Here is an 11,856-nt window from a genome sequence, read left to right on the forward strand (position 1 = left end):
CGCTGCTGGACCTGCGCTGTATCGCTGTCCCGCCCGACATCGACCGCCTCTTCTCCGTTCTCTCGTTACAGCAGCGTGGTTCGTTATGCCGTTGCTGCGGTCTGTGTTTCGCGGGTGCGGATCGAAACCGAGAGGGCGGCAGGAACCGGTTGCACTCGGCGTGCGTGCGATCCGCGTCCGGAAGCCGAGGAGTGCTGGCTGCGCCATCCGGGGACAGCACGCGTGGAACGGGTCGCGCGTGCCCGCGGCGACCGGAGGCGCATCCCCGACATGCCATCCCGGCCTCCAGCGAAGAACTCGCACGAAGTGTGAAGACCCGGATCGGGCCGCGACTCGACCGCCGCTGTCGCAGCGCAACATCACCGATCTCGCGACAGGGGAGTTGACCGGGTGGATTCGCCGATCCTGTTCTGCCGCGTCCTCGGTCCCATCGATGTCGCCATCGAGGGGGTTTCGGCTGATCTGGGCGGACTTCGATCACGCAGGGCATTAGCCGCTCTCTCCGCCGCCGACGGCGCGGCAGTCACCGACGAGGACCTGATCGAGCAGATATGGGAGGACCGCAGACCAGGCAACGTGGTTCAAGGACTCCGCGCGATCATCTGGCGACTGCGAGCCGCCCTGGGCTCCGAAGCCGGATCACGCTACCTGCACCGTGGTCGCGGTGGTTACGCGCTGGCCATCCCGGAGGCCTCGACCGATCGCCACCAGTTGCCCACATTGGTCACCGGCGCCCTTCATCACCTCGCGCGCGGTCGTCCCGTGGAAGCGGTCACCGACCTCGAGGCGGCGGTCGCTCTGTGGCGCGGCGAACCATGGGAAGACCTCGGCCCGATGCCGGAACTGACCGGCATACGATCCGGTCTCACCGAACTCCACGATGTGGCCATCGAAGAACTGCAGGCTGCGCGCTTGGCCGTCACCGACCCCGCGCGCACAGCACCCGACACCGTCCGTGCCATCGCCGCACTGACCGAAGCCGTCGTCCACACGCCCTATCGGGAACGTCGATGGGAGCTACTGGCTTTGGCGCTGTACCGAAGTGGTCGACAAGCCGAAGCGCTGTCCTCGCTGCGCCGCATACGAACAACTCTTCGCGAGCACGTCGGTATCGAGCCCGGCCCCTCACTGCGCAACCTCGAACAACGCATTCTGCGACAGGACCCCGACCTGTTGCTTCCCGCCGCCGCACGGTGTCGCTGTTAGCGCGCGGCGGTCGAAACTCCCGGGCGTAGCGCTCCGGGCGGTCGGCCGGTGTGTCGTTTGACGAGTCGGTGTAGTGTCGCGGGATCGCTCAATCCGACAGCGGTGGTGATCTCCCCGAGCGCCAACTGGGTGGTGCGCAGCAGGTGAAGCGCCTGATTGAGGCGAATTCTCTGCACGAACTGCATCGGACTGAGGCCGACCGCGTTGGCCGTGCGCCGCGCCAATGTCCGAGTGCTGGTGTTGCACCAACGGGCCAGCGAATCCAGGGTATGGGGCTGATCCAGTCGGGACCGTACGAAGGATTCGAGCGCCGCGACGGACTCGTCGCTCGCCGCAATGTGTGACGGAATGAGAAATCCCGCCTGCGAAGTGCGTTGGTCGACGACGAGTCGGTTGGCCAGTTCGTCGGTCAGTGCCACGCCTGCGAGGTGGCGCATCAGCGCCAGCATGAGGTCGATGTGAGCGAACGCGCTGCCCGCGGTCCATATCGGTCCGTCGCGCACCACCATCTCCTCGATGACGACGTGGGCATCGGGCGCCATTTTCGCCAGTTCTGCCCCCAGCCACCACGTCGTGACGCAGCGACGTCGGTCGAGCAAGCCCGTAGCCGCGAGCACGAACACGGCAGTGCAGGAGGCGGCGATATCGGCGCCGCGAGTGTGGGCGTGTTCGAGCCAGTGACCGGCGAGAGCTGTGTCGGTGGCGGCGAGGCGCTCGGAGATCTCCGCGGCGTCGGCAGCCCCGAGGCCGGGCACGATGACGATCTCGCGGGGCTCGGCGCGCTCGAACGGGTGCGTCGTCGCGGACAGACCACCCCGCAGCGTCACGCGAGACTCCGGAGAGACGAAACGCAGGTCGAAGGTTTGGGTGCCGATGATCCGGTTCGCGGCCGACACGACATCCACCGTCGTGCCCACCGCGCTCGCGCTGGCGCCTTCCAGGACGAGTACATCGATCCCGATCATATGGCGAATTCTGCAATAAAAGTGTCATTCCCGCCACTGGCTATCCGTGTGGCGTGAGGGGAGGGTTGGTGACAACGATTCAGATCCATGAAAGGCACGACATGCCCCTGATGCGAGTGGTGTTGACCTCCGGCGCATTCGACGACACACAGAAGGCGCGCTTGGCCGCGGCGCTGACCGAGGCGGCGTGCCGTGCCGAATCGGTGCCCGACGAGCCCTCCCGCCGTATGCGTGCCCTGGTGCTGTTCGAGGAACTCTCCCCGAACAGCTTCTTCTCCGCGGGACAGCCGGCCGACGCCGCCGTCGCCGGTGTGTTCATCGACTGGCAGGTCAGCACCGGTGTTCTCGACGGTGCGCGCAAGGCACGGTTCGCCCAAGACCTACAGGACGCGGCGGTCGCGGCCAGAGCCGGCGACGACACTCGGCTGGTGGTCACCTCCTGTGTCATCCACGAGATCCCCGAAGGCCAGTGGGCGCAGAACGGCGCGATCCGCCGCCTGCCGGAGGTCGCTTCGCTGGCCGGATTCGAACACCTGGTTTCGATCCGATGACCACGCGCCCTGCGGCGGCCCTGGCCCGGGCCATGGTCGGTGAGCCCGGATCGCGCTACCGGTTGCCGACCCCGGCACTGATCGTGGACGAGGCGAAACTGGACGCCAACATCGCCGCGATGGCCGCACGCGCCCGTGGACGTGTCGCACTGCGACCCCACGCCAAGACCCACAAGAGCGCCTGGATCGCAGGCAAGCAGATCGCCCGGGGAGCCGTGGGGGTGTGTTGTGCGAAACTCGGTGAAGTGGAGGCACTTTCAGCGGCTGGAGTACGGGGGATACTGCTCACCTCTCCGCTGGCCGATGTCACCGCACCGACTCGGTTGTGCGAAATCGCGCGCGTGGATCCGGACTTTCGCTGTGTCGTCGACCATCCAGAACCCGTCACCGCACTCGCTCTGGAAGCCGCCCGCCGCGATATGCGAATGGCGGTGGTGATCGATGTCGATGTCGGGCTCATGCGTACCGGTGTCGCGAGCTCGTCCGAGGCGCTCGCATTGGCCGCTCATATCGCGCGGTTTCCGTCGCTCACGCTGGCCGGAGTGCAGGGCTACGGTGGTCACTGGCAGCACATCGTCGGCTACGCTGCCCGTCGCGACGCGGTGCGCGCGGGCATGACTCGACTGGCCTCGGTGGTCGATGGGATGCGGGACAACGGCCACCGTGTCGAACTGGTCACCGGCGGCGGAACAGGCACCGTGCAAGCCGACCTCGAACTCGGTGTGCTCAACGAATTGCAGCCCGGGTCCTACGTATTCATGGATGCCCAGTACATCGACGCGTTGGGCGAGGACGCCGACGGCGCGTTCGCCACCGGTCTGTGGGTGTCGAGCCAAGTGGTGAGCGCGAACGCCGAACCGATCCTCACCATCGACGCCGGACTGAAGGCATTCGCCACCGACGGCCCCGCCCCACGACCGGTCACAGCCCCCTTCACCGATTCGACCTACGCCTTCTTCGGCGACGAGCACGGCGCGATCACTCGGCCACTCGGCACCGAGGTGCGCTTGGGCGATCGGATCGAACTCCTGACACCGCACTGCGACCCCACCGTCGACCGATACGACCACTACCACGTCGTCCACGGCGACACGGTCGTGGCGATCATCCCGATCGACGCCGCACGAGCAAGCCGGTAGCAGAGGCTGCGAATGGCGCTGCGTCGGTTCCGGTTCAGCGACAATGGCGGAGTCGCCACGGGCACGACACCAGCGGCGGTGAACCCGAAGGCTACCCCGCATCCATTGCGACGCTCCAGAGCTCTCGGACGCCGTGAAAGGCTAAAGTTCCGGACTCGAGCGTTTCCAGGCCGGGAGGGTGTCGGAGCAGGTGATGATCGCGGCGAAAGGGGCGGCGCAACGTTGTGCGCGGGCCAGGGTTCGGCCGCTTCCAGGGCTGCGATCACGGCGAGGGCAGGGCTGGTTCCAGGACCGGGGCGATAGGAGACCAGTCGGGTCCCTGACCCGGGCGTCACCTCGGACTTGCATCGATGTGGAATCAACACCTGGACATTTCGATAAGTGTTCGCGCCATACCTCGCAGACACCCCGCGTGCATCTCTGGATCCGGCGTTGCTGGGATCGCGTTTGCCCGCGGTCGGTCGCCGAGTACAGCAGTAATGCGGTGTGAGCACGGTCGGCGTGCGTCCAGCCAGGCAAGGTGGCTTTCACCCTCTCGGGCAGTAGATTTCGGCATTGAATCCGGGGCTGTGTCGTGCCGGCCGACATCGCTATGTCAACTCCTCGCGAATTCGACTTGTTCGGTTTGCGGAGGTCAGCAGTTGCGGGATACGATCCCTGAACCGGAGAAAAACCTCCGGATGTGGTGATGGGGGTGGTGCCCGATCGCGATCTGGACTCGGCTGCCGAAAAGGAAAACTCCTCGTGACCACGGCAGAGGTCGCAATTCCTACATGTCGAGGCTGATGCCGCTATCACCTACTCGATGCAGACCCATCGATGCCACGGCTCCGCGTTCGACCCCTGTGGACGGCCCGGATCGTCCCCGCGGAGAACCGGCTGGACATCGTCGCGGTTGCTGTCGGGCCTCGTTGTCGGGGAGAAAGGATTGAGAGGTGAACGATGGTGTGGTGGCTGTCGTGGTTGATCATCGGTGGAGCCGGCGCGGTTGCCGTGGTGGTTCTCGTGGGCGTCATGTACCTCGCGGTGGGAAACCCGGACAATCCCGATCGGCACCGTGTTGCCGACCCGGACGAGGAAAACGATTCTGTATCAACGTCATTCCTCCCGATTGAGATCTCGCAGGCAAATGTCGGTCACGAGGCGCCTGAGTCCGCGTTCACGGTTGCCGAGGCTCATCATGAGATGGAGATTCATCAGTTCTGCCGCCTTGAACACTGTCCTCGGAAGTCCTCGGCGTTACGAACGCTCGTGCACACAGGCCGCGCCCCGGACAGCAGAAAATAGGTCCAGCCGTGATCGCAAGTGGCCTACGCCGCTACTGTCGTGCGCATCCGCGAGACTCGCCGACGCCTACCCTCGTTCGAGCCCGCCGTACTCGCTACAAGATCCCGCCGCTGAAACCGATGTCACATATCAGTATCGGGCGCAATGACGTACTGTTCACCCCGCCTACACCGACGAGGCGGCAGATGGGGCGGATACGGCGGGCTCCTGGTCGGGGCAGCAGTGCCGCAAAGCCCACTCCAGGGGTTGTGCACTTCGGTCCATCGCCCACCGCCCCGGCACGCGGGTCTGTAGTGCAACCGTCACAGCGTCGACACTGCCGCTTTTCGAGTGGGACTGTCGAAGAATTGTGTCGGTCGCCTCGTCGTCGGACATGAGAGCAACTCGCCCAGCAGTAGCGGCGAAATCTGTTGCTGGTGGCGGCCCCGGTTTCGAAAACGAGTATCAGCCCATGCGACGAGTCACGGTGCGCGATATCTGTCGGCGGATTTCTGGGGAGTTGTCGTGGTGAGTGTTGACCGCACGATCGTGCAGTCGTGGCTGGCTGATTTCGCCGAGCGGATGCGTGGGCAGGAGGAGACCGAGCGGGTGCTGCTCTCGGTCGACCGGGCGATGGTGGAGGAGTTTCCGCAGTTCTTCGGCGATGCCGAGTTGCACGGTGAGGTCCGCACCAGTGCCCGCGCGCACTGGCTCGGACTGATGTCGACCATCGGACGCACGACGTTGGATATCCGGCCACCGCTCGAGGCCGTCGACGGGGCAAGGACGGTCGCCGAGCGCGGGTAGGAACTGAACGTGCTGCTCGAGACCTACCGGGTAGGTCAGCGCGTACTGTGGCGACATGTCAATGTGCTGTTGGCCGAACAGATCCGCGACCCAGTGGTCGGGTCCACCAAAGTAGCGGGATCGATTGTGACCGCGTCCGATGTGGTGGCCGAACGATTGTGTACGGCTCGGGGTGTGGTCACCACGTGCATGCTCGCACTGACGGCGCCATGATCTGGACCGATATGTCCAATGAGCACATACGACGGCTCCGGAATACCCGCGACTATCATCGGCGATCGCCCGCGCTGTCGCGGCGGAATCACCGATAGCTGGCCACCGCAGTAGCAGTCAGTCGTGGCAGCGCCAGATCGCGCCGATCGGGGGCGCCTGGATAACCGCGAATTGTCCGCACAGCAACATGGACACATCAGCGGCCAGCGTTCGATCGACATCGCCGTCCGCCACCACAGCCACGACCTCGATCAGCCACGTCTCGCCGATCCGGGAAGGCGCCAGATTGACCGCGATCGAAGGCCGATGGCCGTTGTCGCGCAACAGATCCCACACCGCGGCCAGGTTCTCGAGGGTCATGCGGGTGTTGGTGAGCTCGATCGAGTCGAGGTCAGGAATGATTCGATGCCACGGAACCGGCGCATGAACCTCACACACCCACGGCCCGGAGGTCGTTTCCGACTCCATCGGCTCCGCCACGCCATAAGACGAAGGGTCGTATGCACGAGGAACCGCCGTGTAGGGGGCAATGAGCTTCCACAGCTGCTGCGGCATTCCCGCGCGGATTCGCTCCAGGAAGATGTTCAGATCCTCGGGCCGCAGGTCCGGACAGAACTCCAGCCGAGCGATATTGGGGCTGCTCGTCCGATCGAGATTCATCGTTCCCCCTGCCACTGCGGATCATTGTCACTGCGAACTATCTCCTCATGTTGGCACAATCGCGAGCCCGCGCCGAGGGGTGCCCGCCGAGATCACACTGTCGATTTCCGGACCCGTCGGATGCTGATCAGTTGCCTACCGACAGCTCGGACGTTCGAGCGGGGTGATCTTGCATATGATCGGGGCGTGCCGGTCGGTGAGCGAGTCCTGAGCTGGAAGCAGACAGCCCGTTGGGATAGTTTTGCGCGCGCATGGCGTAGCCGAATGGACGAGCGGATCACAAGTGCCGAGTTGGACGGGTCACGACCGTATTCGCCTGCTCTGCTCCGCATCTACGACCGGTGGGTGCTGGGTTTCAACACAATTTCGTATGGTGTTGTCCCACAACGCATGTACTTGCCCAGTGCAACCGTCGCATCACCGCAGAGCATCTGGACATCGGGGCCGTGCACGGGCTACTTCGTACAGCGGGCGACCTACCCTGTCACCAGTCCATCAGTGACACTGATGGACCCTTGCGAGCACCCACTGGCGATGGCGACCTCTCGTCTGGGAAGATGCGGAATCACACCGGAGGTTGTGCAGGGATCGGTACTGCGTCCGTTTCCGCACCCGGCCACGCGCCTGAGCCGCACTGCGGCTGAAGTTTCAACAGCCGCAGTGCCTTCCGCAACGACAAGGACGATCTGAAGGGTCTACGGCGGGCGCTCGGGGCGGCATGGTCTCACGTCGCGGTGGAGGTCGTCGGCCAAGTGGCGCTGTGGTGCGCACAGGGTCCGCAGGACTCGTCCTGATGTGCGAGCTTCATCGACCTGGCCGAGATCGTTTCCCGCCGCGGTTCATCGGGTTGATTGTTCCGGCTTGAGCAGAATCGCGACTGGTTTGACTGTGAGGCGTTGCTGCACAGTCGGCAAAGCGAATGCGGTGCAGCGGAATACGCTGCCCTCGATAGTGATCGGCTGTTCGACAGGAGCGTGTGCGAGGGCCGCGGTGTCCGGGAGGTCGAGTTGGTCCAGGATATCCTTGATGTGGCGCTCCTCGAGCGGTGCGAGCTTGCCGGTTGTGGTCACCGGGAAGAGAGCATCGGCGTCGACGATCAACAGCGTCGACTCCGTGAAAGCGACCATCGTCGACATCGTGGATACGACATCGCGGTGTGCGATCTCGACACTGATGCCGTGCACTATCTGTCGTTCTGCCACCGAAGTCGGGTATGTAGGTACGCGCGCGGCGCTCCAGAAGTGCACCCAGCGCTCAGGAGAACGGATCGTCCAGTACGCCTCGGCGAGCAGTCCGGGGTCGCCTCGCAGCGCATCCCAGTACAGCGCGAGAAAGTTCGGGGTGTCGTCGACATTTGCGTTTGTCAACAGGTCGCGGATGGGTCGCTCCTCGCCTTCTATGCGACCGTCGCCGATGATGGCGAGGTTGTCACCGGCGGAGCGAGTCGTGATCCGTTGCAGATCCAGGATCCAGGCGTTGTAGATAGGTCGCGGTGCCACGGGGGCAGGGGCAAGCCACACCACCAGGGCGACCGCCACTTGATCCGGGGCGATGACCCATTTGGTGTGGAATTCGAGGTCGCCTTCACTCTTGGCGCGATCGACCCGAGAGGTGGCCTCGAGGGCCTCGCTGACGAGTGAGGTGAACAGGGCTTGACCGCCGTGATCGAAACCCAGCTTGGCGCCGACGCGCCGAAGTGACCGCGACACCCGCTTCTCGCCGACGGTATGCACCATGATCTCGCCGTGCTGCGCCGTGCCGATGACGTCGATACAGATCCAGGCGCTCGGCAATCTCATGGAAGTGAGAGTAGCCACCACCGCGACGAAGTGCCGGTCTCGGATACGACACCGCTATGCGCGCCTTCGCTTTTGAGCGCCGGGGGGTTGCCGCACAGCTCCTCAGAGCTAGATGATTGCCGACCCACATAACTCGTTGTTAGACTCCGATGCGCGTCAGTCGGTGAGTGATTCCCGCGCTGAAAGCAGACGTCTATCAGTGCTGCTTTCGGTCGTTCGGATATGGGAGTCTCCCGGCATGACTGATCCCTTCCTGGTCAGGAGCGCGTTGCCGCGAGCAAGAACGCGCGACGACGGAGTTCGAGGAGCGGCAACGGGACGGATGTCATTGGGATGGAAACCTCGTCGCGACGAGTGGAATGCGATCCGGTTGGTTCAGCTCGAGGACGAAGGCTCGTCACCGCCCGAACCTGCCGATGGTGCGCGCGGCTGGCTCCGATGGCATGGCCGCCACGTGCCCAGCATCGAAGAGTTCGCCCAGCTCTTGACCAAGCTGGAAGCCGACGAACTGTTGACCAGCGATGACGTCGCCGCCTACAGAGGTCGGGCCCCTGCGGATTCGGTTGCCGAACTCACCGCGCGCATCAACGCCATCGACGACATCGCCCACGCCCGACAACAGTCAGAGCCGTCATGACCGCTGACACCCCACGGTCCCGCTGTGAGTACTACCGCCAGATGTGCCACCTCCCCGCGACCGTGGACCCGAACACCGGACGGATCAGTGTGCGTGCTGGTTTGCTGTGGGCGATCCAGCTACCGGCCGAGTTGGCGCAGATGGTGAAAATGGATCTGGACCGCCGCCAGCACGGAGGCGGGCCGGTCATTTCCCACCCGCGCGAGGCGCAGTGGACGTTTCTCATCCGTTCCGACATCCCCGCCCAGGTTGCCGCGCGAGACACCGTGTTGTGGCGCAGCAGGGTCAAGATCCTGCGGGGGCTCGAAGCCCTTGTCTCCACGGGAACCGTGGAACGTGACCGATCGACGGTACCGGCGCAATGCCTTCGTGCCGGTGTACAGGCGACTCACCCTCCGGATGGCGGCGAGGATATCCGGGGCAGCGCTAGCGGTACAGGGCATTGAGCAGCAGACCCCACGCGTGTTCAGCAGTTCCGCGACGCTGGTGTGGTAGTACCTGGTGCAGTAGTGCGGCCAGCATGCCGAGCGTTATGTAGACGTCGTCGGTGGTGATCTCCTCGCGTAGTCGTCCACGCTGTCGGCGATCAGAGAGCTTGTCCGACAGAAGATTCCGCAGTCTTCCCCTGATCGATGCCAGGTGCCTGTCGGAGGTGTCGGCAGAGTCGAGTACAGCGATGAATGCGGCGGAGAGGGTGAGTTGGTGGTAGAGGGCTTCGAGGATGTCGTCGACGGTGGAAACGTCTTGCTGGGCCAAAGCCTCGAGTTCTGCGATGTTGCCTTCATAGACCGCGTGGATCAACTGGCTGCGGGTAGGGAAGTGCCGATACAGACTGCCCTGTCCGACGCCTGCGGTTTGTGCGATCAAGGTCATGGATGCGGTCCGACCGTGTTCGGCGAAGACGGCACGCGCTGCGGCGAGGATCGCGGTGCGGTTCTGGGCTGCGGCGGCGCGTCCCCGATTGACGCGACTCGCAGTACTCACGGTACCGACTCTACCCGGTGAGTCGGTGGCGATTCACCGGGTAGCTCCGCAAGAGAAGGTAGAGCCATGGCGTACCTGGGCCGTGGAAATACGACCATTTGTCGGCCGTGGTCGGACGGGGTGGTCGACTGCGCGAACTCCTCAGCGCTTCAGGGTTGGTGCGGCAAGAGGTCAGTTGAAGGTGCAGCCGGTGACCGGTTCGTCGGCGAGGCGTTCGAGGAGGTAGACGATGGCGTTGTTCGGTCCGAATCCGTCGATGAGTTCGGGTCCGAAGTGGCCGGGGATGGTGGTGCTGGGCAGGATCGGGGGCAGGTCGTTGGTGCGGAAGGTGATCGTGGCGCCTCGAGCGCACCAGTCGTCTGCCAATTGGCGCGCCTGGTTGTAGGGAACGGTGTCGTCGTTGAAGCCGCTGGTGACGAATACCGGGGATCTCGGTGCGGATTGCCCCATCTTCATTTCCGCTAGTACCGGTGCCGCTTCGGGCAGTTCGTGCAGGTGGGTGGTCAGTGGCCGCCCGTCGTAGGTCAGTGAGCTGGTCCTGAGGAACGGTTGACGGAAGATGATGTCGCCGACGCATTCCTCGCTCAGGGTGTTCAGCATCGCGCGTCCGGCCGGGGTGATGACTCGGTTCAGTGCGGTGTCGAGTGCGGGGTAGCGGGCCAGCAGTCCGTTGATCGCGAATCCGATGGCGCCGCCGATCAGTGCACCGTCGATACGTTCGAGGATCGCGGCCAGGTCCGCCGTCGGGCCGCCGGCCCAGGTGCCCTTGAGGTTGAGTTCGGGTGCGTAGTCCGCTGCCATCTCCGCGGCGGCGCCGACCGCGCCACCGCCTTGGGAGTATCCCCACAGCACGAGTGGGGTTTCCGGGCCGACACCGGCGAGGTTGTTGGCCGCGCGGGCACCGTCGAGGACCGCGTGCGCGCCTTCTATGCGATTGGCGAAGGTATGGATTCCCGGGGTGCCCAAACCGATGTAGTCGGTGACGAGCACCCGTGCGCCCAACGCGCTCCACACCGCCGAGGACGGCAACTCCTGATTGGCGGACGTGGAGAAGGCCGGTGCGAAATTGAACGTCAACCCGGTAGCAAAGGCCACCGACATCGCGCACTGATCACCCTGGCCGGCGGTTCCCGGTCCGATGACCACCGTCGGGCGCGGGCCTGCCCCCTGCCACGGGCCCGTCGCGTCGATGAATGTGCCCGACACCGCGACCGGTGAGCCGTCCTGTAGGCGGGAGGTATACATGACCTGCTGGGCCTTGCCGGGCCAACCCTCGACGCCCGGCACCGTCGCGAAAATACTCATCGGCTGGGTCTTGATGACGGCACCCGGTGTGTCGGGGATCTGGACGGGTGGGGTGTAGAACGCGCTCACAGGCACCGGCGCCGCCGCTGCCTCGGGAATCCGACCACTCGCCCCGGACAGTATCGCCACGGCAGCGAACGAAACCGCCACCGCCACGCGCCCGGTCAGGGACCACCGTCCATAATCGAACGCTGGCATGATCTTTCGTTCCATTGACAACTCCCCGATGAGTTCGTGACCAGAGTTGCTCGATGCCGAGATGATTTCGACCGAAGAGCGCACCCGTACCGGACTGAATCGTCCGGTTGTCAGCCAGCAGTGTTG

General features: G+C 64.6%; 12 protein-coding genes. 7 read left to right on the forward strand and 5 right to left on the reverse strand.

Annotation, left to right across the window (positions count from 1 at the left end):
- The first annotated feature begins 390 nt into the window (after positions 1-390).
- Positions 391-1,206, forward strand: a complete 816-nt coding sequence (locus JZ792_RS42845; protein WP_216905419.1) for an AfsR/SARP family transcriptional regulator — start codon at positions 391-393, stop codon at positions 1,204-1,206.
- Here the strand turns inward: JZ792_RS42845 and JZ792_RS00110 are convergent.
- Positions 1,203-2,171 (reverse strand): GlxA family transcriptional regulator, encoded by a 969-nt coding sequence (locus tag JZ792_RS00110; protein WP_216905421.1) that lies wholly within the window; start codon positions 2,169-2,171, stop codon positions 1,203-1,205. The two genes, JZ792_RS42845 and JZ792_RS00110, sit on opposite strands and share 4 nt — an antisense overlap.
- 101 nt (positions 2,172-2,272) lie before the next feature.
- Between JZ792_RS00110 and JZ792_RS00115 the strand changes: the two genes are divergently transcribed.
- From JZ792_RS00115 to JZ792_RS00130, 4 genes are all read left to right on the forward strand, one after another.
- Entirely contained in the window at positions 2,273-2,722 is a 450-nt protein-coding gene (locus tag JZ792_RS00115) for a tautomerase family protein (RefSeq protein ID WP_216905423.1), read from the forward strand.
- The gene (locus JZ792_RS00120) at positions 2,719-3,861 is read left to right on the forward strand and encodes an alanine racemase (RefSeq protein ID WP_216905425.1); all 1,143 of its coding nucleotides are present in this window, start codon (positions 2,719-2,721) and stop codon (positions 3,859-3,861) included. Before JZ792_RS00115 ends, JZ792_RS00120 begins: the two co-directional genes overlap by 4 nt.
- 942 nt (positions 3,862-4,803) lie before the next feature.
- Entirely contained in the window at positions 4,804-5,148 is a 345-nt protein-coding gene (locus JZ792_RS00125; protein ID WP_216905427.1) for a hypothetical protein, read from the forward strand.
- Positions 5,149-5,655: 507 nt separating this feature from the next.
- On the forward strand, positions 5,656-5,934 hold the full coding sequence (locus tag JZ792_RS00130; RefSeq protein ID WP_216905429.1) for a hypothetical protein: 279 nt from the start codon (positions 5,656-5,658) through the stop codon (positions 5,932-5,934).
- Between the two features lie 330 nt (positions 5,935-6,264).
- On the opposite strand, the gene JZ792_RS00135 is transcribed toward JZ792_RS00130, so the two are convergent.
- On the reverse strand, positions 6,265-6,807 hold the full coding sequence (locus JZ792_RS00135) for a hypothetical protein (protein ID WP_216905431.1): 543 nt from the start codon (positions 6,805-6,807) through the stop codon (positions 6,265-6,267).
- Positions 6,808-7,646: 839 nt separating this feature from the next.
- Positions 7,647-8,606: a hypothetical protein gene (locus JZ792_RS00140; RefSeq protein ID WP_216905432.1), complete on the reverse strand. Its 960-nt coding sequence runs from the start codon at positions 8,604-8,606 to the stop codon at positions 7,647-7,649.
- Positions 8,607-8,844: 238 nt separating this feature from the next.
- On the opposite strand from JZ792_RS00140, the gene JZ792_RS00145 reads away from it, so the two are divergent.
- Entirely contained in the window at positions 8,845-9,243 is a 399-nt protein-coding gene (locus JZ792_RS00145) for a hypothetical protein (protein ID WP_216905434.1), read from the forward strand.
- Entirely contained in the window at positions 9,240-9,689 is a 450-nt protein-coding gene (locus tag JZ792_RS00150) for a hypothetical protein (RefSeq protein ID WP_216905436.1), read from the forward strand. Before JZ792_RS00145 ends, JZ792_RS00150 begins: the two co-directional genes overlap by 4 nt.
- Here JZ792_RS00150 and JZ792_RS00155 read toward each other — a convergent pair.
- Together JZ792_RS00155 and JZ792_RS00160 are read right to left on the reverse strand one after the other, a co-directional pair.
- On the reverse strand, positions 9,670-10,227 hold the full coding sequence (locus tag JZ792_RS00155; RefSeq protein ID WP_216905438.1) for a TetR/AcrR family transcriptional regulator: 558 nt from the start codon (positions 10,225-10,227) through the stop codon (positions 9,670-9,672). The two genes, JZ792_RS00150 and JZ792_RS00155, sit on opposite strands and share 20 nt — an antisense overlap.
- A gap of 171 nt (positions 10,228-10,398) precedes the next feature.
- Entirely contained in the window at positions 10,399-11,730 is a 1,332-nt protein-coding gene (locus JZ792_RS00160) for a lipase family protein (RefSeq protein ID WP_216905439.1), read from the reverse strand.
- Positions 11,731-11,856: the final 126 nt, after the last annotated feature.

It is taken from the genome of Nocardia noduli (assembly GCF_019038455.1).
Taxonomy (GTDB): Bacteria; Actinomycetota; Actinomycetes; order Mycobacteriales; family Mycobacteriaceae; genus Nocardia; species Nocardia noduli.